Source organism: Spirillospora sp. NPDC048819 (assembly GCF_040650055.1).
GTDB lineage: Bacteria > Actinomycetota > Actinomycetes > Streptosporangiales > Streptosporangiaceae > Spirillospora.
This window is the reverse complement of sequence record NZ_JBEZGN010000016.1, coordinates 65,468-86,791: the sequence shown is the minus strand read 5'-3', so window position 1 is coordinate 86,791 and position 21,324 is coordinate 65,468. Positions and strand designations below refer to the sequence as shown.

Here is a 21,324-nt window from a genome sequence, read left to right as displayed (position 1 = left end):
CATTGGGTCCGGGGGCCCTCGTGTCGCGGTGGGGGTGCGGCCACGCTTCCCTCATGCTGCAGCGCACCAGGGGTTTCCGCCGCGTCGCCGATCGTGGGGCGAGCGCCGCGGAGTACGGTGCCGTGCTGTTGGTGGCGGCCGTGGTCGTCGGGGTTCTGGCCAGTTCGCCGGTCATGGGCACGGTGGCGAGCGAAACGAGTGACGCTCTCTGCAGGCTGTTCGGTGGAGAGTGCGAGTCCGGCACGCCTTCCGGGCCTCCGGCGCTGAGCGCCTGCACCGTCCACCAGGGCATCGACCAGTCGACCACGGGCCGGAAGGTCATCCTCTTCGGCGACCAGGAATCACATTCCGCGCAGGTGGACAACAACGCGGACGGGTCGATCGTGGTCACCACCAGCGACTCCTCGGGCTCGGGCATCGACATCGAGGCCGGGCTGGGCGGCCGGATCGGCGGGACCGGCTGGGGGGTCAGCGTCGGCGGGGGCGTGCTGTGGACGGGAGAGAACCAGCGGCAGGTCACCGTCCAGAACGAGGACCAGCTTGAGGAGTACCAGGGACGGCTCCGCAGCAGGGCGACCGATCTGATCGACGAGCACGGCGGGCTCTGGGAGATGCTGGACGACGAGGAGGCCATGGCCGAATTCGAGGACATGCCGCTCCAGATCGCCGAGGAGATGGACCTCCCCGCGATGATCATCAATGCGGACGGCACCAACGCGTTCGTCGAGGTCGACGGGTCGGTGGGCAGCGAAGCCGCCGACACGGGACTGAGCGGCTCGCTCCGGCACGAGGAGAGCCGGCTGCTCGGCACCTCGGAGGCGATCGAACCCGGCGGGGAGCGCGTCCACGGCGAGTACTACGCGGCCACCAACACCGACACCGCGCGGCTCGGCGTGGAGGTGAGGCCCAGTCCCGTGTTGGGCGCGGGCCGGGAGGTCTCCTACGAACGGGTCGGCGGCAACGTGATCCATGTCGAGTACGACGACAACGGCGACCCGATGAAGGTCACCGCGGTCAACACCAGCGAGTGGCGCATCGGGGCGGGCGGATCGCTGGAGCTGGGGTTCGAGTCGGACCGCGGAAGCGGCGGAGGGGGCGGCGGCGTGCTGGTCGAGAACGGCGACGTCACCGTCAACACCACGACCATCGAGATCCCGCCGGATCAGCGCGGCGAGGTCGCCGATGATCTGCGCGCCATCTTCGACGGCGGTTTGGACGACCGCCTGCAGGGACGCCTCACCATCGCCGAACTCGCGGACGGCCCGAACGCCACGACCACGCGGCAGCACTACAACGCGACGGGGCAGACCGCGGAGGGCGGCGCGGAACTGGACCTGCTGATCGAATGGTTCGACTTCGGCTCCACCCACAGCGAGCGGAACATGAGCCTGGACGAGGCGCACTACCGTGACCCGGCCACCGGTGAGTGGCGGCGATGGTACTCATGCGAGCAGAGCGGAGACTGAGGCTCATGCCGCGACTGATCACGGCTGTGGCCGCCGTCCTGCTGGTCGTCGTCGCCGCCGGCTGCGGTGGGGAAGGCGAGGCTCCTCCGGTCGATCCCGGCCTGACCGTCTTCACCGGCAAGGGCTTCACCGTCGGGTATCCGAAGGGCTGGAAGCAGGACCCGGGCAACCGGATCTTCCCCGGTGCCGACTTCGAGGTCCTGCGGCCCGAGCCGCTGCAGCGTCCGCCGCAGGCCTCGTGGTCGGTCTTCACCGAGGAACGGAACCGTTCGCTGGGCCGCATGGTGGACGCGTTCGTCGCGCAGAGCAAGACCGCGCACGACTTCCGCCTTCTGGAGCGCCGGAGGCTCAAGGTGCAGGACGCCCCCGCGCAGGTGGTCCGCAAGTCCTACTCCGCCCCGGGCGGCAAGACCGGCTGGACGACGCTTCAGCAGGTGGATCTGTTCGTCGACCTCGGCACCGGGAAGGTGGCCGACGTCCGGATGATCGTCATCGATCCCGGCGCCGACGAGGCCGCGCGGCTGATCGACGGCGCCGCCGGCTCGTTCAGGATCACCGCATGAAGGGCGGCCTGGCCGCCGCGGTCGTCCTGCTTCTCGCGGTGCTGCTGATGACCACGCCCACCGGCAGAACCGGCTTCGGCGCGCTCTCGGACGCGGCCGGGGGACCGTCGGCCTGGACGGCCTCGCTCCTGGCGGGCGCATGGCTGGCGGCAGCGGCGTTCGGTACCTGGTTCGGGACGGTCCCGACCAGCCGCGGTGAGGGCGCCGAACTCTCGGCGAGCGTCTCGGCGGTGCTGGTCGCGCTCGCGGTCGTGATGGCGGGCCTGCTGGTCTTCTTCGTGACGGCGGGGGACTGGCCGGCGGGCAGCGCCCTCCTCGCGATGGCCGCCATCGCGGGTGCGGCGCTCGCCGGGGCCGGCATCGGCCGGGCGGCGGTGCCGCGGCCGTCCCTCACACCGGTCGTGCTGTCGGCGACCGCGGGGTCGCTGCTCGCTCTCGCCGCCCGGTTCGCGCTGGCCCGGACGCTCGCTCCGGACCTGCTGATCGGCCCCTCCGGCGAGGTGACCGCCGACGCGATGGACGCGCTCGGCCACCTTGACCGCTGGTCGCTCGTGGCGGCCGGCTGCTCGGCGGGGGTGGCGGGCGTGCTCGGGGCGCGCCTGATGCCGCGCGGCCCCGGTTCGCCGGCCGGTCTGCTTCTGGTGGCGGTGTCCCCGCTGCTGCTGAGGGCCGCCGGCGCCGCCCTGGGGACGATCTGGGCGGGCACGGCGGTCTGGTCGGCCGTCCCCGACCGGGAGTGGATCTACCTGTGCGTCGGCGGCGCCGCCGGCACCCTGGTCGCCGCCGTCGTCCCCGGCCGCCCGCGGATGTCCGGACGCGCCTCCGGGCAGTGGTGATCAGTCCGGCGGGGCCAGGGGGCGGGCGGCCTGTTCCAGGGCGGCCGTCACGGCGGCCACGCGGGGGTCGCGGGCGCTGCCGGTGCGGACGGCGACCGAGACGGTGCGGGTCAGTTCCAGACCGCTGACCTGGGACAGCCGGACGTGTGAGGCCAGCGGTTCGGTGACCAGGCGGGGCAGGAGGGAGACACCGATCCCGGCCTCCACCAGCGACATGATCACCGTGTAGTCGTCGCTGGTGTAGTCGACCCGCGGTTCGAAGCCCGCCGCCTGGCAGGCCCGTTCCAGGACGGTGCGCAGGGCGATGTCGCTGCGCGGGGCGATCCAGGGCCGGCCGCTCAGGTCGGCGAGTTCGGTCCGGCCGTCCGGCGCGTCCGGCGGGAGTGCCGCCAGGACGGGTTCGCGGAGGAGCGGGGTCAGCTCCACGCCCTCGTCCTGGATTCTCGGGAGCAGGTTGTACTCGTAGACCAGTGCCACGTCGCAGGCGTGGTGGCGGAGCGCGGTCACCGACTCGTCCGGTTCGGACTCGTCCAGGAGGACGCGGAGGTCGGGGTGCGCCGCCCGGCACGCGGCGACGGCGGGGGCGGCGAGGGCGACGGCGGCGCTGGGGAACGCGCTGAGCCGGACGGTGCCGCGTATCTCCCCGGTCAGGCCGGCGATCTCGGCCCGCGCCCGTTCGAGTTCGGCCAGGACGCGTTCGGTGTGCGCGACGAGGACCCGGGCCGCCTCGGTCAGGACCAGGCGGCGGCCGTCCCGGAGCAGGAGCGGCGTCCCGACCTCGCGTTCCAGCAGGCCGAGCTGCTGGGAGACGGCCGAGGGCGTGAGATGGCACGCGTGGGCGGTCGCGGCGATGGTGCCGTGCGCGGCGAGATCACGCAGCAGCCGCAGCCGCCGCACCTCGTAGACCATGTAGCAACGCTAACGCCGGACATCGGAAAAGATCGCTGGTGGTGGGCCGGACGCGCGCCGCACACTGGCGCCATGACAGCCGAACCGTCCATCGCCGCGGAGCCTGCTGAGCCCGCGGAACCCGCGCAGCCCGTGGTAGCGCCGCCGCTCGCCGTGCCCGAGCAGGAGTACCGGGTGCGCGCCGCGCGGCTGCGGCGGGCCATGCGACGGCGGGGCCTGTCCGCCGTGGCGCTGACCAGCCCGGAGAACCTGTACTACCTGCTGGGCCTGGATCACCTGGGGTACTTCGCGTTCACCATGGTCGTCGTGACGCCGCACGGGCCGCCGGTGCTCGTCGCGCGGCGCATGGAGCGGCACACGCTGTCGGCGCAGGTCCCCGGCGCGCGGCAGGCGCTGTACGGGGAGGGGCAGGACCCGGCGCGGACGGCGGCCCGGGTGCTGGCGGACGTGACGCCGCCCGGCTCCGTGATCGGGGTCGAGGAGGGTTCGATGACGCTGCCGCCGGCGGTGCTGTCGCGCGTCCGGGCGTCGCTCCCGGACCGCACGTGGTCGGACTGCACGGCGCTTCCCGCCCGGCTGCGGACGGTGAAGTCGCCGTCCGAGGCCGCCCTGGTGCGGCGGGCGGCCGTCGTCTCGGGGGCGGCGATGCGCGCGGCGGTGGAAGCGGCCGGGACGGGCGTCAGCGAGCGCACCGTCGCGGCGCGGGCGCAGTGGGCGATGACGGACGCGGGCGGGCACCAGCCGGGTTTCGTGCCGCTGGTCCGCTCGACCGATCGGCTCGCGCAGGAGCACGTCACCTGGAGCGAGCACCGCCTGGGACGCGGCGAGGGCCTGTTCGTGGAGCTGTCGGGCTGCGTGCACCGCTACCACGCGCCGATGAGCCGCACCGTGTACTGCGGTGAGGCCCCGCCGGACGCGGCGCTCGCCGCCGAGGCCGCACTCGCCGGTTTGCGGGCCGCCCGCGCGGCGCTCGTGCCCGGCGCCGTCACCGGCGCGGTCTACGCGGCGTGGGCCGGGGCGGTGGCCGCCATCACCGGGCGGCGGCCGCGCCGGCACCACTGCGGCTACCTCACCGGCATCGGTTTCCCGCCGAGCTGGGTCGGCGGCGGGTCGGTGCCCGGCATCCGCGCGGGCGGGCGGACGCGGGTGCGGGCCGGCATGGTCGTCCACCTGATGTCGTGGGTCGACCGCCCGGCCGGGCACGTGATCTCCGATACGGCGCTGGTGCTGCCCGACGGCGCCGAGCTTCTCACCGACGCGCCCCGGAACCTCATCGTCCAGCCCTGAACCTCATCGTCCAGCCCTGAACGGAGCAGGCCATGCGCATCACCGCGATCCGCGCCACCCCGGTGGCCGTCCCCTACCGCACCGACGAGGTGTGGGCGTTCGGCCGGCGCTCCGGTCTCGTGTCCGTCCTCGTCGAGGTCGACACCGACGAGGGGCTGACCGGTCTCGGCGAGGCCGCCGCGTACCCGTCCGCCGACATCGTGCTGGGCGCGCTGCGCAGCGTGGAGCCGCTCGTCGTCGGCTCGGATCCGCTGCGCATCGAGCAGCTGATCCAGCGCGTCGACGTCGTCGGCACCTGGCATCACATCGGCGCGAGCAGCCCGGCCGTCGCGGCGGTGGAGACGGCGTGCTGGGACCTGCTCGGCAAGTCCTGCGGCCGTCCGGTGGTGGACTTCTTCGGCGGGCGCTTCCGCGACGAGGTCGAGTTCTTCCACTACGTGGCGGCGGGCGACGCGGCGGACGTGCGGGACGAGGGGCGGCGCGCGGCGAAGGCCGGCGCCCGGGTGTGCTACCTGAAGGTCGGCGCCGACTCCCTCGAATCCGACGTCGAACGCGTCGCCGCGCTCCGGGACGGCGCCGGCCCGGCCATGGGCATCCGGGTGGACGCGAACGAGGCGTGGTCGCCGGGCGCGGCGATCCGGGCGGTGCGGGCGCTGGAAGAGTACGGCCTGGAGATGGTCGAGCAGCCGGTGTCCGGGCGGAACCTGCCCGAGATGGCCTATGTCCGCGGCCGCCTCGATACCCCGCTGCTCGCCAACGAGTCGTCGTGGACGCGTTCGGACCAGCTCGCCGTCCTCCGGCACGGCGCCGCCGACGCGCTCTCGGTGGACCAGCAGATGGACGGCGGCCTGCTCAACCTCAAGCGCTCGGCGGGCATCTGCGCCGCCGCCGGCCTCCCCGTGGTGAAGCACAGCCTCGGCGAACTCGGCGTCGCGGTCGCCGCCGCCGTCCACGTCATCGCGGCGACGCCCAATTTCCGCTACGCCAACCAGGGCTACGGGGCCCTGCTGACCGACGACGTGGTGCGCGGCGCGTTCGGCGGCCCGCTGGAGAACTACCGCGACGGGCGCCTTCCCGTGCCGGACGGCCCCGGCCTCGGCGTCGAACTCGATCCGGAGAAGGTCGCCCGCTACGCCGACCTCTACCGCACCTCCGCGGCGGACTTCACCTTCCACGACCCGAGCGCGCTCCTCGCCGCCCCCGCCCTCCCGAAGCGATAGGCGGCCTGGTCGGGGGACCGGCGGGGCCGGATGTGGTCATTGCCATTCAACAAACCGACCGGACGGTATGTAATGCGTTTGATCTTCTAGAGGAGCATCATGCGCATCCGAGCCCTCATCGCACTCGCCGCCACCGTCCTCGCCCTGGTCGTCCCGCTGGGCGCGGCGGGGACGGCCCATGCCGACCGGACGCCGGGCGACCAGCCGCTTCCCGGGTACACGATCGAGAATCCGCCGCTCCCGCCCGCCCAGGTGGACGGGGAGCCGACGCGGGTGTCGCAGGGCGTGCACCGCCATTCCGCCTACATCATCGAGGTGCCGCCGGACTGGAACGGCAAGCTGGTGCTCTACGCGCACGGGTACGCCGGCCAGGGGTTCGTGCTGCGGGTCGGGCCGCCGCCGTTCGGGCTGCGGCAGCGGCTCCTCGACCAGGGGTACGCGTGGGCGGCGTCGTCCTACTACCGCAACGGGTACGACGTCCGGGCGGGCGTGCTGAGCACGCGGGACGTCGCGGAGCTGTTCGCCGACAAGGTGGGACGGCCCGAGCAGCGCCTCATCGTCGGCGTCTCGATGGGCGGCCACGTCATCGGGCGCTCGATCGAGCAGTTCCCCCGCTACTACGACGGCGCGCTGCCCATGTGCGGGGTGCTCGGCGACCACGAACTGTTCGACTTCTTCCTCGACTACAACCTCGTCGCCCAGGACCTGGCGGGCGTCCGCGAATACCCGGTGACCGACCAGTACGCGACGGTGACCGTCCCGAAGATCATGGAGAACCTCGGGCTCACCGGGCTGACGCCCGGCGGTCCGGACACCACGAACGAGCGCGGGAAGCAGTTCCGTGCGATAGCCATCAACCGGACGGGCGGGCCGCGGCCCGGCGACGCGCAGGCGTTCGCGGTCTGGAAGGACTTCCCGTTCTCGCTGGCGTCCCCGCCCGTCCCGGACGCCACGCTGGCCGAGAACCCCGACCAGCTCTCGACCAACCTCTTCACCCGGTACGAGCCGAACGAGCCGTTCGACGTCAACGCGAGCGTGCAAAGGGTGCGGCCGGAGAACCTGCCGGCGCGGCTGTCGAACCGGCTCTCCCAGATCCCGCGCATCAACGGGCGACCGCAGATTCCGGTGCTGAGCCTGCACGGTCTGGGGGACATGTTCGTCCCGTTCTCCATGGAGCAGATCTACGCCTCCGAGGTGGCGCGGCATCACCGGTCGCGGCTGCTCGTGCAGCGCGCCATCCGCACGATCCAGCACTGCGAGTTCTCCGCCACCGAGGCGGGGACGGCGTGGGACGACCTGGTCCGCTGGGTCGACGCCGGCAGGCGCCCGGCCGGTGACGTGACCACGAAGCCGCAGGTGGTCGCCGATCCCGAATACGGGTGCGGGTTCAGCGACCGCGCCGCCTACGACGCCGGCGCGGGCACCCGGCGGCTGTTCCCCGCCTGCCCCTGACGTCCGTTCACACGGGTTCCGGTCCCCGGCCGGAACCCGTGCCGGACCTGCGGATGAGGAACGTCCCGGCGATCACGATCAGGCCGGACAGGGCCAGCACGAGCCGCGCCGGGGCGACGCCGAGCGGAGTCGGGTCCCACTGTTCGAGCAGGTCGGCCGCGGCGCCCGACAGCAGCGCGGCCAGGGCCAGCCCGAACCGCAGGACGGCGTGGAACGCGGTGAGGGCCAGGTTCCGGCGGTAGCCGTCCAGGCTCTCCTGAAGGTAGGTGATGGCCCCGACGAGCGCGGCGGTGGCGGCGCCGCCGAACAGCACGGCGCCGAGGAACGACCAGGTCGTCGAGGCGAGCACGCCCATCGCGGCGATCACCGCGCCCTGCAGCGCGGTCGCCGTCCGGATCTGGGTCATCAGGTTCCACGTCCCGCGCCGGACGATCACCAGGCCCATGATCGCGCCGACGCCGAACAGCGCCACCAGCACACCGAACCCGACCGCGCTCGCGTCCAGGACGTTCCGGACGAAGACCACGCCGAGCGAGAACAGCGCGCCCAGCCCGAGCGCGACCACCGCGACGCCGGGCAGGACCCCGCGCACCACGGGGAGCCGCAGCGCGTCGATGAACCGGCCCTGCTTCACCTCCCGCTCCTCGGCCCGCCGCTCCCCGGCGGCGGGGCCGAGGTCCGGGATGGACCGGATCACGAAGTAGGACACCAGGTAGCTCAGCGCGTTCAGCCAGAACACCAGGACATAGCGCCAGTGGCCCTCCCAGCCAGCGTTGTTCGACAGCCACAGCAGCAGCCCGAACAGCCCCGCGCCCACCGGGATCATGCCGTAGGACGTGGCCATCGTGATGCCGTTGGCGACCTCCAGCGTGCCGGTGTCGTGCTCCTCGCGGTCGCCGCGCCGCCCCTCGCTGCGGTCGCGGATGAGGTAGGGGATGGCGGCGTCCCGGGCGGGGAGGAACACCAGGCCGACGACCTCGATGGCGAACGCCCAGAAGTACACCCACCACAGCCACGGCAGGACGGGCAGCGCCAGCGCCATCCCGATGCGCACCAGGTCCGAGTTCATCATGACGCTGCGCCGCCGCCACCGGGTGACGATCCGCGCCGCCACCGGCGCGCCCACCGCCGAGGGCAGCAGGCGCAGCACCAGCACGCCGCCGACCGCCGTCGTGGACCCGCTCAGCTCCAGCACGAAGTACATCAGGGCGAGCGTGCCCATCCAGTCTCCTAACGAGGAGACCGTCTGGCCCACCATGAGGCGCCGGAAGTCGCGGCGGTTCAGCTGCTCCTTGAGTCCCATGCGGGGCTCACCCTCCGTGCCGCGTCCCGAAGCCCCGTTCCCGGCCGGGCCGCCGGCCCGGTGGGTCCCGCCGTTCCGGCGGGTTCGGCGGGGGCGCCGCGGAGGAGGTCGGCGAGCCGGGCCGCCGCGCGGTCCCAGCTCCAGTCGTCGCACACCCACCGGCGGCCCGCCTCGCCCATGCGGCGGGCGCCGCGCGGGTCGTCCAGCAGGCCGTTCAGGGTGCGCGCGAGTTCGCGGGGGGACGCCGCGTCGATCACGGTCCCGGTCCGCCCGTCGAGGACGGACTCGGGGCTGCCGCCGGACCGGCCCACCACGACCGGCAGCCCGGCCGCCGACGCCTCCAGGACCGACAGGCCGAGGCCCTCGACCTGCAGCCCGCGGCGGTCGTCCCGGCACGGCAGGACGAAGGCGTCGGCGGCAGCGTAGTAGCGCGGCAGGTCGGCGGCGGAGACGGGCCCGGTCACCGTGACGGTGCCGGGGGCCAGCCGCGCCGCCTGCTCGGTGAGCCGCCGCCGCATCGGCCCCTCGCCGACGATGACGAGCCGGGCGTCCGGGTGCCGCCGGACGACCTCGGGCCAGGCGTCCAGCAGCCGGTCGTGGCCCTTGCGGCGGACGAGGCGGGACACGCTGACGATCACGGGCCCGTCCCCGAGCCCGTGGCGCCGGCGCACCGTCGCACCGTCCAGCCCTGGGCGGAACCGGGTCGCGTCGACGGCGCCGGCGAGCTGGACGAGCCGCGTCCGGTCGCCGAGGACCTCCGCCATCTCGTCGCGGCTCACGGCGGTGAGGAAGGTGAGCGCGTCGAAGGCGCGGGAGACGGCGCGGAACGCGCCGCGGGTGGGCGCGGCCCGGAACCAGCCGAGCTCCTGGCCGTGCGTGGAGCCGATCAGCCGTGTCACCCCGGCCGCCTTCACCAGCGGCGCGTACATGGCGAACGGCGCGGCGGCGGGAATCCAGCCCACGTCCGTCCCGTGCTCGGCGACGAGCCGGCGCAGGCCCCGGAACAGCAGGTAGGCGTGCCGCCGGACGACGGGGAAGTCCAGTCCGGCGTCGAACTCGGCTGCCCCGGGCCAGGCGGGCGCGACCACGAGCAGCCGGTCGGCGGGGAGCCTGCGCACCAGTTCCCAGGTGAAGGTCTGCACCCCGCCCGGCTCCGGTGGGAAGTGCCCGGTGAGCACCAGAGTCCGGGGAATGTCCATGGGGACCCGTTTCCCCGGCAGGAGCAGGCCATTCACCGGACGTCCGGCCACACGCGCCCGTGGCCGGACCGTCGTCAACGGCGCGTCAAAGGAACGGTCACAGATCGGTCGTGATGATCTTTTCGATGTTCCGCTCGGCGAGGGCGGTGATGGTGACGAACGGGTTCACGGTGGTGTTGCCGGGGATGAGCGAGCCGTCGATGGCGTACAGGCCGGAGTAGCCGTGCAGGCGGCCGTAGTTGTCGGTGGCCTTGTTGAGGACCGCTCCACCGAGCGGGTGGTAGGTGAGGTGGTCGCCCCAGATCTTGTAGACGCCGAACAGGTCGGTCCGGTAGATCGTCCACTCCTTCTGGTTGATCTTGTCGAAGATCGACTTTGCCATGTCGATGCCCGGCTGCTTCCACGCGGTCTGCCAGTTCAGGTCGACCTTGCCCGCCCCGGCGTTCCAGGAGAAGGCGGCCCGGTTCGGGTTCTTGGTGATCGACAGGTAGAACGAGGCGTAGGTCTCGATGCCGGTCGGCAGCGGCGCGACCTCGGCGAACGCACCGCCGGCGTCCCAGTTGTCGATGCCGCCCGTGGGGATGGACGACTGGAGGCTGCCGGTCGCGTCCCACATGTGGTTGGCGCGGCCGCACATGACGTTGCCGTTGTCGCCCCAGCCCTTGCCGACCTCGTTGTTCAGACCGGGCAGCGCGCCCGTGGCCTTCAGCTTGGTCAGAAGTTTGCTGGTGCCGACGCTGCCGGCCGCGAAGAACACCTTGTCCGCGGTCACGGTCTTGGTGCCGGTGACGTCGCCGCTGGTGTTGAGCAGCTCCATGGCGACCGTGTAGCCGCCGCCGGACGCCGGGGACACCGAGGTCACCCTGTGCAGCGGTGAGATGGCGACCCTGCCGGTGGCCTTGGCCTGGGCGAGGTAGGTCTGCTGCAGGGACTTCTTGCCGTGGTTGTTGCCGTAGAGGATCTCGGCGTCCAGCGCCGATCTGGGAACGTTCCCGGCCGCCTCCTGCTCCATGTAGTTGAAGTCGTAGACGTTGGGCACGTAGACGAAGTCGAAGCCCGAGCGCTCGGCGTGCTTACGTCCGACCCGGGCGTACTGGTAGCAGTCGGTGGTGTCGAACCAGGCCCGGTCGATCTGGTTGACGCCGAGCCCGGCGTTGGCGCGCGGGTAGTAGACGTTGTACATCTCGTTGGCGTCCACCGACGGGAGGACGTAGCCGAACCGGCTGCGCTCCGGGGTGACGGCCATCCCGCCGTTGACCAGCGAACCGCCGCCGACGCCGCGGCCCTGGTAGACGGTGATGCCGCTGAAGTCCTCGGCGTCCAGGATGCCGGTGTAGCGGGGGACGTTCTTGTCGAGCGGGAAGCCCAGGAAGTTGCTGAGGGGCTGCTTCGTCCTGGTCCGGAGCCAGTACGACCGGTAGTCGGGCGTCCTGGTGTTGGCGAAGATCTTTCCGTCCGAGCCGGGGGTGTCCCACGCCATCCCCATCTCGATCATGTGGACCTGGACGCCCGCCTGGGCGAGCCGCAGGGCGGCGACGGAGCCGCCGTAGCCGGTGCCGACGATCAGCGCCGGGACGTGCGCCCCGTTGCCGATCGGACCGGCGGCGGCGGTGGTCGCGGCACGGGCGTGACCGGTTCGGCCCAGCATGCCCAGTCCGACGATAGAACCAGTTCCAGCTAGCAGGGCACGGCGCGAGATGGCGGTGGATTGACCGGCTGGCATGGTGGAGTCAGCCATGTGACCTCCCTCACTCTGGACGAGATTGAAACAGGTTCTACCTCTCGAAATGAGGGAAGTCACTAGATACCTGAAAGTAACTTTTGTTCGATCACGCACGCGTAGCAACAGGTTACGGGCTGTCGACCAAATGCTTGCTTGGCAAGGCGGCGGGGGCTTGTTAGCCTCTGGCCATGATCTCCGCCGTCGTATGGGGCACGGGCAATGTCGGCAGGCTGTCCATCCGCGCGGTGGAGGCCCACCCCGCGCTGAAACTCACGGGCGTGATCGTCCACGACCCCGGCAAGGACGGACGGGACGCCGGCGAACTCGGCGGCCTCGGCCGCGACCTCGGCGTCGCGGCGACCACCGACGTCGACGCCGTCCTGGCCACCGGCCCGCAGGCCGTCGTGTACGCGGCGTCCGGCGACATCCGCCCGGACGACGCCCTCGCCGACATCGTCCGCGCGATCCGCGGCGGGGCCGTCGTCGTCACCCCCGCCCTGTACGCGCTCTACGACCAGCGCAACGCCCCGCCCGAAATGCGGCAGGCCGTCCTGGACGCCGTCGCCGAGGGCGGCGGCTCGCTGTTCGTCTCCGGCGTCGACCCCGGCTGGGGCAACGACGTCCTGCCGCTGATGATCAGCGGGCTCGGCGGCACCATCGACGTGATCCGCTGCCAGGAGATCTTCGACTACTCCACCTACGACCAGCCCGACTCCGTCCGGTACCTCGTCGGCATGGGCCAGCCGATGGACTACGAGCCGCCCATGCTCATGGCGACCGTCCCGACCATGGTGTGGGGCGGGCAGGTCCGGCTCATGGCCCACGCCCTCGGCGTCGACCTCGACGAGATCCGTGAGACCGTGGACCGCCTTCCCCTCGACGCCACCGTCACCACGACGTCCATGGGCGACTTCGAGAAGGGCACCCAGGGCGCCGTGCGCTTCGAGGTGCAGGGCATCGTCGAAGGCGAACCCCGCATCGTCATCGAGCACGTCACCCGCATCCACCCGTCCTGCGCCCCCGACTGGCCGGCGCCGCCGGACGGCGACGGGGCGCACCGGGTCGTCATCGAGGGCGACCCGCGCATCGAGGTCACCGTCGAGGCCACCGACGGGGAGGGGAACCGCGCCGCCGGCGGCAACGCCACCGCGGTCGGACGACTGGTCGGCGCCGTCGACTGGCTCGTGAATGCCGAACCCGGCCTCTATGACGCGCTCGACGTCCCCATCCGTCCCGCGGTCGGCAAGCTCGGAGGCACCCGCCCATGAACCTCGACATCCCCGACGGCAAGGACCCGATCCAGTACGCGTGGGGCGAGATGGTCCCCGGCATCGGCCCCGCCGCCGCGAACCTCTCCCTGGCCGTCTACGAGCACACCACCCTCGGCCTCCGCGAGTTCGAGGCCGCGCGGCTGCGCATCGCCCAGATCAACGGGTGCGTGTTCTGCCTCGACTGGCGCACCGAACGCGACGGCCAGAAGGTCGAGGACGAGTTCGCCGACGCCGTCACCGAATGGCGCACCACGACCGCGTTCGACGACCGCACCCGCCTCGCCGCCGAGTACGCCGAACGGTACGCACTCGACCATCACAGCCTCGACGACGAGTTCTGGGACCGCATGACCGCGCACTACACCCAGCGCGAGATCGTGGAGCTGAGCATGTCCATCGGCTCCTGGCTGGCGTTCGGCCGCCTCAACCACGTCCTCGGCCTCGACACCATGTGCATGCTGCCGAGACCCTGACTCACTCGTCCTCGATCCGGGAGAGCTTGTCCGGGTTGGCGACGGCGTAGACGCCCTGGATGCGGTCGCCCTCCGGCGCGAGGTCGAGGACCATGACGCCGAACGGCGCGTCCGCGTCGAACAGCACCGCCGACGGGTCGCCGTTGACCGTCCGGTAGCGGACGTGGAGGTTCTCGGGCCGGTGGCGGGTCGCCGTCCCCACGATGACGCGCGCCACCTTGTCGCGGCCGTGGACGGGCCGCAGCATCGTCCCGGCCCGGCCGCCGGCGTCCCGCCACAGGGTCACGTCCGGCGCCAGCATCTCCAGCAGCGACTCCAGGTCGCCGCCGAGCGCCGCCTGGAGGAACCGCTCGGTCACCTGCCGCTGCACCTTCGGGTCGGCCTGAAAGCGGGGGCGCCGGGCGTGGACGTGCTCCCGCGCCCGGTGCGCGAGCTGCCGGACCGCCGACGGGCTCCGGTCCAGGATCGGGGCGATCTCGGTGTGCGGATAGCCGAACACCTCGTGCAGGACGAACACCGCCCGCTCCAGCGGCGTCAGCGTCTCCAGGACGACGAGCAGCGCCATCGACACCGCCTCCGTCCGCTCGGCGGCGTCACCGGCGTCGGCGTGGCTCACGAGCGGCTCGGGCAGCCACGGCCCCACGTACGTCTCCCGGCGCCGGTTGATCAGCGACTGCCGGGCGAGTGCGGTGTTGACCGCGATCCGCACCAGGTAGGCGCGCGGATTCTGGATCTCCTCCGCGTCCTCGGCGCCGTTCCTGGACGCCCATGACAGCCACGTGTCCTGAAGGACGTCCTCGGTGTCGGCGACGCTTCCGAGCAGGTTGTAGACGACCGAGAACAGCAGCTCCCGGTGATCGGCGAACACCCGCGTCGCGGCGTCCTCGGCGGTGCCTTCGAGCATGTCCCGACCTCCTGTGCGCTCCCCCCTGAGAGACGTGCCGCCACCGCGAGTGTGACATCCCCGCCCGAAATGTGATGTGGGCCTCATCCCGGCCGTCCGCTGTCACACTCCCCGCCCCGCCTCCGCTCATGGGTCGCGAAAACTCGCAGAAGGGGGTCACCATGACCGATTCACCACCGTCCTTCCTCGCGACCGGACGCGGCAAGCTCACCTTGACGCTGCTGTGCGCGATCGCGTTCCTGGACTTCATCGACGCCTCGATCGTCAACGTGGCGCTGCCCGCCATCCGCGACGACCTGGACTTCTCCGTCCAGGACCTCACCTGGGTGCCGTCCGGCTACCTGCTCACCTACGGCGGGTTCATGCTGCTCGGCGGCCGTCTCGCCGACCTGCTGGGCCGCCGCCGCGTCGTCGTCGCCGGGACGGTGCTGTTCTCGCTGTCCTCGGTCGTCGGCGGCCTCGCGACCGACTCCGGAACCCTGATCGGCGCCCGGCTCGCCCAGGGCGTCGGCGCCGCGCTCATGCTGCCCGGCACCCTGTCGATCCTGACGACGATGTTCAAGGAGGGCGGCGACCGGGCCAAGGCGCTCGGCGTCTGGGGCGGCGTCGCCGGAGGCGCCTCCGCCGCCGGGGTGCTGCTCGGCGGGCTGCTGACCGAGGGACCGGGCTGGCGCTGGGTGATGCTGGTCAACGTCCCGGTCTGCGTGCTCGTGATCGCCGGCCTGTTCCTCCTCGTCGAGGGCGACCGGCGCAGCGCCCGCCTCGCGAACTTCGACGTCCTCGGCACCGTCCTGGTCACCGGCGGGATGATGCTGCTCGTCTACACCCTGGTCAAGGCACCGGATGTCGGCTGGGACACGACACGCACCATCGGCGGTCTGGCCGGTTCCCTGGCCCTCCTCCTCGCCTTCCTCCTCAACGAACAGCGCGGCCGCAACCCGCTGCTGCCCCTGTCGATCTTCCGGATCAAGGGCCTCGCGGCCGCGGACGTCACCCAGCTCGTCGCCGTCGCGGGTTTCCTGTCGATGTTCTTCTTCCTCAGCCTCTACATGGTGAACGTCCTCGGCTACTCGCCGCTGGAGACCGGCTCGGCCTACCTGCCGCTCTGCTTCGGCGTCGGCATCGCCGCCGGCATCTCGACCAAGCTGATCCCCCGAGCCGGGACCCGGCCGCTGATGATCATGGGCTTGCTGCTCGCCGCGACCGGCCTCTACCTCCTGTCGCGCATCCCCGTGGACGGCCACTACCTCACCGACCTGCTGCCCGGCCTGATGCTCGCCTCGTTCGGGCTCGGCTTCACGTTCGTGTCCGTCACCGCCGCCGCCAACGCCAACGTCCCACCGGACAAGGCCGGTCTCGCCGCCGCCCTGCTCAACGCATCGCAACAACTCGGCGGCGCACTCGGCCTCGCGATCTTCTCCGCGGTCGCGGCGTCCCGCACCGACGGCCTGCTCGCCGACCGGACCCCGATGCCCGAGGCGCTGACGTCGGGCTTCTCCCGGGCCCTCCTGGCCGGCAGCCTCTTCCTGCTCGGCGCGGCAATCGTCGCCCTCCGCGCCGCCAACACCCACGGCGAAGCCCACGAGGTCTCCCTGGACGCCGCCCCCGAGCCCGTCCCCACGCGCTGACGGCGAGAGTCCTGTTCGTGACCACCGCGAGGGCCCGCCTGGTGGGCGTCAGGACATCGTCAATGCGCCTGGACGCTCCACCGCCGGTGGAGCTCGGCGGCGACCTCGTCGGCGTGACGGTTACGCGTCTCGGGGACCCAGATGGCGACGAACACCACGCCGGCGGCGCAGACCCCGGCGAAGAGCCAGAACGTCGACGCCTGGCCGATGGCGTCGATGAGAGGCAGGAACACAAGGCTCACCAGGAAGTTGGAGAGCCAGTTCACGGTCGCGCCCGCACTGGAACCCTCGGCGCGCAGGGAGGTGGGGAAGATCTCGCCGAGCAGGACCCAGAAGACCGGGCCCATGCCGATTCCGAACGCCACGATGTACAGCAGCATGAACAGGAGGGTGATCACCGGGCTCAGTTCCGCGGCGAACGCCACCCCCAGCAGCGCGATGGAGATCCCCATCCCGACGAGGGAGACGAGCAGCAGCGGGCGGCGGCCGATCCGGTCGATTTGGCTGACGGAGACCATGGTGATGATGACGTTGATGACGCCGATGAACACCGAGTAGTAGATCGCGTTGGAGGCGGACAGACCGGTGGTCTCCATGATCGTCGGCGCGTAGTAGAGGATCGTGTTGATCCCGCAGAACTGCTGAAGCGCGGCAAGGATCACGGCGACCAGCAGCGCGGGGCGGACCGTTCTCGTCAGCAGCGCCCGCGCGCGGCCGGACTCCCCTCCGGTCCCGTCCCGGTCCCCGCGGTCGGGCTCTTCGTAGCGTGCGATGACCCTGTCCGGGATGCCCGGCCTGGTGACCCTTTCGAGAGTCTTTCGGGCTTCGGCCGTTCTGCCGCGGTCGATCAGCCAGACCGGGGACTCGGGCAGCCACACGCACGCGATGACGAGGAGCGCGGCGGGGACGGCGCCGACCAAGAACATCGCGCGCCATTGCTCAGAGTCGGCGAAAGCCCAGTTCACGATGTACGAGGCGAGCAGACCGACGGTGATGAGCAGCTGGTTGAGGGTGAGGATGCGGCCCCGGATCTGGGGCGGCGCCATCTCCCCGAGGTAGGTCGGCACCGTGGCCGACACGCCGCCGACCGCGAGGCCCATGACGAACCGGCCGAGCATCAGCAGCCAGTAGCCCCCGGCGATGGCGGCGGCCACGATCCCGAAGAAGAACACCGCGCCGAGGGCGGCGAGGAGTGGCCGCCGTCCGTAGCGGTCGGCGATGCGCCCGCTGACGAGTGCGCCGGCGACCGCGCCGAGCAGCAGGACGCTCACCACCGAGCTCTGCTCGAAGGAGGTGAGGCCCAGGTCTTCGCGGATGAACAGCAGTGCGCCGGAGATGATTCCGGTGTCGAAGCCGAACAGGAAGCTACCGATGGTGATGGAGATCGCCCATCTGCGGACGGTCCGGAGCCCTTGCGGCGTGAGCTCTTCGAATCGGCTCTCCGCTGCGGGGCGCACGTTCATCGGTTCGCAGGTCATGTCGGCCAGTCCCCCCATGTCTGCGGGCCGGCACTGCCGGCCCGGTAGTGGTCGAGGGGGACGCGGCCGGAGTGCCATGCGTCCAGCACCGGCTCGACGATGCGCCACGACTCGACCGACATGTCGCCGCGCACCGACAGGGGCTTCTCGTCCTGGAGGACGCCGCGGAGCACCTCGCCGTACTCCAGGAGGTCGCCGGGGCCGAATCCGGCGTCGAGCGTCACCGGTTCGATGGTGAACGGGTCGCCGGGGCCGTTGATGTTGAGGTCCAGTTGGAGGCGCCGGGGGCCGATGCCGATGCGGAGCCGGTTGTCGATGGCCGTTCCGGTGAGGCCGGGTGGGACGTGCGGGGGGCTTTTGAACGTGAAGGCGACTTCCTGCCGGGGCGACCCGATCGCCTTCCCCGAGCGGACGCGGAAGGGCACCCCGGCCCACCGCCAGGTGTCGACCGCGAAGACGACCTCGGTCAGCGTCTCGGTCTGGCGGGACGGGTCGATGCCCGGCTCGTCGAGGTACGAGGGGAGTCGGCGGCCGTCGACCTCGCCGGCGGTGTAGCGGGCGCGGCGGCTGAACTGCTCGGGGCGCCGGTCCCAGACGTGGGTGGCCCGCAGCACCTGCGCCTTGGCGTCCCGCACGTCGAGCGGTTCCAGCGTGCTCGGCGCGACCATCGCCACCAGCGACAGCACCTGCAGCAGGTGGCTTTGGATCATGTCGCGCAGGGCGCCCGTCGCGTCGTAGAAACCGGCGCGGCCTTCGAGCCCCAGCGTCTCGTCGAAGACGATGTCGACCGCGTCGACGTGCTCGGCGGTCAGCAGCGGTTCGATCACCCGGTTGGCGAACCGGACGCCCAGGATGTTGAGCACCGTCGACATGCCGAGGAAGTGGTCGACGCGGTGGACGTGGTCCTCCGGCACGAAACCGCGGAGCACCTGGTTCAGCGCGGCGGCGTCGGCCGCGTCGGTGCCGAAGGGCTTCTCCAGCACCACGCGGGTACCGTCGGGCACACCGATCCGGGCCAGCGCCCGGCAGGCCTGGGCGATCACCGCCGGGGGCAGCGCGAAGTACAGCGTGAGGCGGCCGCGGCGGCAGTCCATCAGGCGACGCAGATCGCCCTCGTCGGTGGCGTCCGCGGCCACATAGCGGGCGTTGCGGATCACGGTGTCGACGGCCGGTCCGCGCGCGCCGCCCGCCGCGAACGCGTGCGCGACGACCGATCGCCACCCGTCGTCGGTCCACTCTCCCCGGTTGCTGCCGACCAGGAACAACTCCTCCAGCCCGGACGCGGCGACCAGGCCCCCCAGCCCCGGAAGCAGCAGCCGCGCGGTCAGGTCACCGCGTGCCCCGAGAATGACCAGCGTCTGCGTCCGCCCGCTTGGCGGGCCGCCTGCGCCGCTCATCCGGCGAACTCCCGTACTGGGACGCCCCGCACGCCAGGTGTGCAGGCGAACAACGCGCCCGCCTCCGGTTCGGCACCGGGATCCAGGTGCTCGCGGGACGTGGTGATGAACAGCCGGTCGAGCCCGCGCCCGCCGAAGGTGCACGCCGTCACTTTGGTGACGGGCAGCTCCACGACCTCGTCGAGGGTGCCGTCCGGTGCGTACCGGCGCACGGAGCCGCCGCCGTACAAGGCGACCCACACACCTCCCTCCTCGTCGACCGTCAACCCGTCCGGGCCGCCCGGCGCGGCGGCGAACGCGCGACGCCCGGTCAGCCCGTGCTCCCGGTCGTAGTCGAAGACGTCGACCCGCTCGGTCGCGGTGTCGACGTAGTAGGCGCGGCCGCCGTCGGGGCTCCATTCCAGGCCGTTGGAGATCGTCACGCCGTCGAGCACGACCGTCGCCGAGCCGCCGGGGTCCAGGCGGTGCACCGCGCCCGCCCCTTCCCGTTGGTCGTAGGCCATGGACCCGCAGTAGAACCGCCCATCGGGATCACATCCGCCCTCGTTCATCCGGACACCGCGGTCGCTCCACAGGGGATCCAAGGTGGTCACCGCCCCGTCCGCGTCCTCCAAGGTGAAGCCGCGTTCGACGCCGATGACCGCGCCGCCCTGCCGTCTGGGCCGGATCGCGGCGACCACGGTGCCGACGTTGCGCCGCGCGACCGTGCCGTCCGGGGCGAGCGACAGCACGTCCCCCGCCAGCATGTCCAGCCACCGAAGACCGCCCCACGCGTCGGACCAGACCGGCCCCTCACCGTGGTAGGCCACCGGCTCGGTGATCTGCTGGACCTTCACCGCCGGCCACCCTTCCGGCATCGGCCGAGGCAGTCGAACGGCGCCGTGTGGGCATGATGAAGCAGGTGAGAGCGCCGATGCCCCATACCGCCCGCGCGGTCATGCATCGTGCGGCGGCGAGTCTCGCGGCGGCCGGTCATCGAGCCGCCGCGGACTGGTGGGTCCTCCTGCAGGCGACCGCCGGCGCCGGCGCGGCCTGGGGGATCGCCCGGTACCTGTTCGACCATCCCGCACCGTTCTTCGCCCCGATCGCGGCGATCATCGTGCTGATCGCGACCCTCGGCGAACGCGGCCTGAACGCGGTCCGGCTCATGCAGGGCGTGATCCTCGGTCTCGTGATCGGCGATCTCGTGCTCATCACCATGGGGACCGGTCTCGGCGTGATGACGTTCGCCATCTTCAGCTCCCTGGCCATCGCGCGCGCCGTCGCGGACCCGCCGCTCGTCGCCGTCCAAGCCGCGTTCAGCGCCATCCTCGTGGTGGCGGTCGGGGATGTGGCGAACGGTCTCGAGCGCCTGGTGGACGCCGTGACCGGTGCCGGCATCGCGCTCGTCATCACGCAGCTCCTCTTCCCACCGGAACCACTGGCATTGCTGCGCCGCGCCGAGAAGGCGGCGCTCACCGCGATCGCCGGCGGTCTCGCGACGACCGCCCGAGCCATCGCCCGGGACGACGACGAACTCGCCCACCAGGCCGTCGAGGAGCTCCGCGACGTGCGCGACCGCCTGGCCGAGCTGCGCCGGGCCGGGCGGGCGAGCACAAGCGTCACCCGCCGTGCGCTGGGATGGCGGGCGCACGCGGCGGTCATCGTGCGCGAGAACGAGAACGCGGAGCACCTCGACCTGCTCAATGCCAGCTGCGCCAAACTCGCGCGCCTTGTCGCGTCGGCCGCCGGCACCCGTCGCCGGTTCGAACAGCCGGTGCGCGACCTGGCGGAAATCATCGCCTCGCTGGCCCGTGAGCTCAGCGACCGAGAGACACGCCAGCACGCCGCAGACCGCTCGCTGGAACTCGCGACTCATATCGCCTCGCAGGACCTGCCGACCGGCTCGGAGCAGGCGCCCCTGGCGGACAGCCTTCGCATCGTCGCGACCGATGTCATCACGTTCGCCGGCGTCGACCTCGCCGATGCGATCGAGGCGGTCCGTCAAGGCGTGCTCGAGCAGCGCGTGCACCAACCGGTGACCGCGCCCGGCCGGTTCTTCGGCTGGATCAGACGGCACCAGGGCGGAACCCGCTAGCGGTCCCCGGATCGGACGGCCGGCCCATGCCCCCTCGATGGCGGTGAGCAAGGCAACCCCCGGGGCCGACGTAGGTCATCTGGAGGCGGCGCAGGGCCGCCACCAGTGCGAGTACCCGGTTTCAGGCGATGCTCACCT

General features: G+C 72.0%; 18 protein-coding genes. 10 read left to right on the top strand and 8 right to left on the bottom strand.

Going from position 1 to position 21,324, the window contains the following annotated elements:
• The first annotated feature begins 53 nt into the window (after positions 1-53).
• Genes AB0C35_RS22010 through AB0C35_RS22000 form a run of 3 tightly spaced genes read left to right on the top strand, consistent with a single transcriptional unit; the run spans position 54 to position 2,865 of the window.
• Positions 54-1,466, top strand: coding sequence for a hypothetical protein (locus tag AB0C35_RS22010; RefSeq protein WP_358458669.1), 1,413 nt, complete (start codon positions 54-56; stop codon positions 1,464-1,466).
• A gap of 5 nt (positions 1,467-1,471) precedes the next feature.
• A complete protein-coding gene (locus tag AB0C35_RS22005) occupies positions 1,472-2,029 on the top strand; it encodes a hypothetical protein (protein WP_358458667.1) in 558 nt (185 codons plus the stop codon).
• A complete protein-coding gene (locus tag AB0C35_RS22000; RefSeq protein WP_358458665.1) occupies positions 2,026-2,865 on the top strand; it encodes a hypothetical protein in 840 nt (279 codons plus the stop codon). The genes AB0C35_RS22005 and AB0C35_RS22000 overlap by 4 nt, the downstream gene beginning before the upstream one ends.
• Here AB0C35_RS22000 and AB0C35_RS21995 read toward each other — a convergent pair whose 3' ends face one another.
• Positions 2,866-3,774 carry a LysR family transcriptional regulator gene (locus AB0C35_RS21995; protein WP_358458664.1) on the bottom strand — a complete coding sequence of 303 codons (909 nt, stop codon included), beginning with the start codon at positions 3,772-3,774 and terminating at the stop codon, positions 2,866-2,868.
• A gap of 72 nt (positions 3,775-3,846) precedes the next feature.
• Here AB0C35_RS21995 and AB0C35_RS21990 point away from each other — a divergent pair, with 72 nt between their 5' ends.
• The 3 genes from AB0C35_RS21990 (at position 3,847) to AB0C35_RS21980 (ending at position 7,733) form a co-directional block, all read left to right on the top strand.
• Complete coding sequence (locus AB0C35_RS21990) at positions 3,847-5,061, top strand: Xaa-Pro peptidase family protein (RefSeq protein ID WP_358458638.1); 1,215 nt, start codon at positions 3,847-3,849, stop codon at positions 5,059-5,061.
• Positions 5,062-5,093: 32 nt separating this feature from the next.
• Positions 5,094-6,281, top strand: a complete 1,188-nt coding sequence (locus AB0C35_RS21985) for a mandelate racemase/muconate lactonizing enzyme family protein (RefSeq protein ID WP_358458615.1) — start codon at positions 5,094-5,096, stop codon at positions 6,279-6,281.
• Positions 6,282-6,380: 99 nt separating this feature from the next.
• Entirely contained in the window at positions 6,381-7,733 is a 1,353-nt protein-coding gene (locus tag AB0C35_RS21980) for a hypothetical protein (RefSeq protein ID WP_358458613.1), read from the top strand.
• A gap of 7 nt (positions 7,734-7,740) precedes the next feature.
• Here AB0C35_RS21980 and AB0C35_RS21975 read toward each other — a convergent pair whose 3' ends face one another.
• The 3 genes from AB0C35_RS21975 to AB0C35_RS21965 all read right to left on the bottom strand — a co-directional run bounded on the left by AB0C35_RS21975 (position 7,741) and on the right by AB0C35_RS21965 (position 11,883).
• Positions 7,741-9,036, bottom strand: coding sequence for an MFS transporter (locus AB0C35_RS21975; protein ID WP_358458611.1), 1,296 nt, complete (start codon positions 9,034-9,036; stop codon positions 7,741-7,743).
• The gene (locus tag AB0C35_RS21970; RefSeq protein WP_358458609.1) at positions 9,015-10,235 is read right to left on the bottom strand and encodes a glycosyltransferase family 4 protein; all 1,221 of its coding nucleotides are present in this window, start codon (positions 10,233-10,235) and stop codon (positions 9,015-9,017) included. The genes AB0C35_RS21975 and AB0C35_RS21970 overlap by 22 nt, the downstream gene beginning before the upstream one ends.
• Positions 10,236-10,332: 97 nt before the next feature.
• Complete coding sequence (locus AB0C35_RS21965; protein WP_358458607.1) at positions 10,333-11,883, bottom strand: GMC oxidoreductase; 1,551 nt, start codon at positions 11,881-11,883, stop codon at positions 10,333-10,335.
• A 263-nt stretch (positions 11,884-12,146) separates the two neighbouring features.
• Here AB0C35_RS21965 and AB0C35_RS21960 point away from each other — a divergent pair, with 263 nt between their 5' ends.
• Both AB0C35_RS21960 and AB0C35_RS21955 read left to right on the top strand, forming a co-directional pair.
• Positions 12,147-13,226, top strand: a complete 1,080-nt coding sequence (locus tag AB0C35_RS21960) for a dihydrodipicolinate reductase (protein ID WP_358458605.1) — start codon at positions 12,147-12,149, stop codon at positions 13,224-13,226.
• On the top strand, positions 13,223-13,702 hold the full coding sequence (locus AB0C35_RS21955) for a carboxymuconolactone decarboxylase family protein (protein ID WP_358458603.1): 480 nt from the start codon (positions 13,223-13,225) through the stop codon (positions 13,700-13,702). Before AB0C35_RS21960 ends, AB0C35_RS21955 begins: the two co-directional genes overlap by 4 nt.
• Before the next feature lies 1 nt (position 13,703).
• On the opposite strand, the gene sigJ is transcribed toward AB0C35_RS21955, so the two are convergent.
• Positions 13,704-14,606 carry an RNA polymerase sigma factor SigJ gene (gene sigJ / locus AB0C35_RS21950; RefSeq protein WP_358458601.1) on the bottom strand — a complete coding sequence of 301 codons (903 nt, stop codon included), beginning with the start codon at positions 14,604-14,606 and terminating at the stop codon, positions 13,704-13,706.
• A 161-nt stretch (positions 14,607-14,767) separates the two neighbouring features.
• Here sigJ and AB0C35_RS21945 point away from each other — a divergent pair, with 161 nt between their 5' ends.
• Positions 14,768-16,234 carry an MFS transporter gene (locus AB0C35_RS21945; RefSeq protein ID WP_358458599.1) on the top strand — a complete coding sequence of 489 codons (1,467 nt, stop codon included), beginning with the start codon at positions 14,768-14,770 and terminating at the stop codon, positions 16,232-16,234.
• A 59-nt stretch (positions 16,235-16,293) separates the two neighbouring features.
• Here AB0C35_RS21945 and AB0C35_RS21940 read toward each other — a convergent pair whose 3' ends face one another.
• From AB0C35_RS21940 to AB0C35_RS21930, 3 genes are read right to left on the bottom strand one after another with little or no spacing between them, the layout of a single operon-like run.
• Positions 16,294-17,712, bottom strand: coding sequence for a sugar porter family MFS transporter (locus AB0C35_RS21940; RefSeq protein ID WP_358458597.1), 1,419 nt, complete (start codon positions 17,710-17,712; stop codon positions 16,294-16,296).
• Positions 17,709-19,109, bottom strand: a complete 1,401-nt coding sequence (locus AB0C35_RS21935) for a glucose-6-phosphate dehydrogenase (protein ID WP_358458595.1) — start codon at positions 19,107-19,109, stop codon at positions 17,709-17,711. Before AB0C35_RS21935 ends, AB0C35_RS21940 begins: the two co-directional genes overlap by 4 nt.
• Positions 19,106-19,945 (bottom strand): SMP-30/gluconolactonase/LRE family protein, encoded by an 840-nt coding sequence (locus AB0C35_RS21930; RefSeq protein ID WP_358458593.1) that lies wholly within the window; start codon positions 19,943-19,945, stop codon positions 19,106-19,108. The genes AB0C35_RS21935 and AB0C35_RS21930 overlap by 4 nt, the downstream gene beginning before the upstream one ends.
• Before the next feature lie 53 nt (positions 19,946-19,998).
• Between AB0C35_RS21930 and AB0C35_RS21925 the strand changes: the two genes are divergently transcribed.
• Entirely contained in the window at positions 19,999-21,186 is a 1,188-nt protein-coding gene (locus AB0C35_RS21925; protein WP_358458591.1) for an FUSC family protein, read from the top strand.
• The last annotated feature ends 138 nt before the right edge of the window (positions 21,187-21,324 follow it).

Bases quoted from the DNA above. Each gene is read 5' to 3' on its own strand.
- AB0C35_RS21995 (WP_358458664.1), bottom strand. From the start codon at position 3,774: ATGGTCTACGAGGTGCGGCGGCTGCGGCTGCTGCGTGATCTCGCCGCG.
- AB0C35_RS21940 (WP_358458597.1), bottom strand. From the start codon at position 17,712: ATGACCTGCGAACCGATGAACGTGCGCCCCGCAGCGGAGAGCCGATTC.
- AB0C35_RS21945 (WP_358458599.1), top strand. From the start codon at position 14,768: ATGACCGATTCACCACCGTCCTTCCTCGCGACCGGACGCGGCAAGCTC.
- AB0C35_RS21990 (WP_358458638.1), top strand. From the start codon at position 3,847: ATGACAGCCGAACCGTCCATCGCCGCGGAGCCTGCTGAGCCCGCGGAA.
- AB0C35_RS21960 (WP_358458605.1), top strand. From the start codon at position 12,147: ATGATCTCCGCCGTCGTATGGGGCACGGGCAATGTCGGCAGGCTGTCC.
- AB0C35_RS22005 (WP_358458667.1), top strand. From the start codon at position 1,472: ATGCCGCGACTGATCACGGCTGTGGCCGCCGTCCTGCTGGTCGTCGTC.
- AB0C35_RS22000 (WP_358458665.1), top strand. From the start codon at position 2,026: ATGAAGGGCGGCCTGGCCGCCGCGGTCGTCCTGCTTCTCGCGGTGCTG.
- AB0C35_RS21975 (WP_358458611.1), bottom strand. From the start codon at position 9,036: ATGGGACTCAAGGAGCAGCTGAACCGCCGCGACTTCCGGCGCCTCATG.
- AB0C35_RS21985 (WP_358458615.1), top strand. From the start codon at position 5,094: ATGCGCATCACCGCGATCCGCGCCACCCCGGTGGCCGTCCCCTACCGC.
- AB0C35_RS21980 (WP_358458613.1), top strand. From the start codon at position 6,381: ATGCGCATCCGAGCCCTCATCGCACTCGCCGCCACCGTCCTCGCCCTG.
- AB0C35_RS22010 (WP_358458669.1), top strand. From the start codon at position 54: ATGCTGCAGCGCACCAGGGGTTTCCGCCGCGTCGCCGATCGTGGGGCG.
- sigJ (WP_358458601.1), bottom strand. From the start codon at position 14,606: ATGCTCGAAGGCACCGCCGAGGACGCCGCGACGCGGGTGTTCGCCGAT.
- AB0C35_RS21965 (WP_358458607.1), bottom strand. From the start codon at position 11,883: ATGCTGGGCCGAACCGGTCACGCCCGTGCCGCGACCACCGCCGCCGCC.
- AB0C35_RS21925 (WP_358458591.1), top strand. From the start codon at position 19,999: ATGATGAAGCAGGTGAGAGCGCCGATGCCCCATACCGCCCGCGCGGTC.
- AB0C35_RS21970 (WP_358458609.1), bottom strand. From the start codon at position 10,235: ATGGACATTCCCCGGACTCTGGTGCTCACCGGGCACTTCCCACCGGAG.
- AB0C35_RS21935 (WP_358458595.1), bottom strand. From the start codon at position 19,109: ATGAGCGGCGCAGGCGGCCCGCCAAGCGGGCGGACGCAGACGCTGGTC.
- AB0C35_RS21955 (WP_358458603.1), top strand. From the start codon at position 13,223: ATGAACCTCGACATCCCCGACGGCAAGGACCCGATCCAGTACGCGTGG.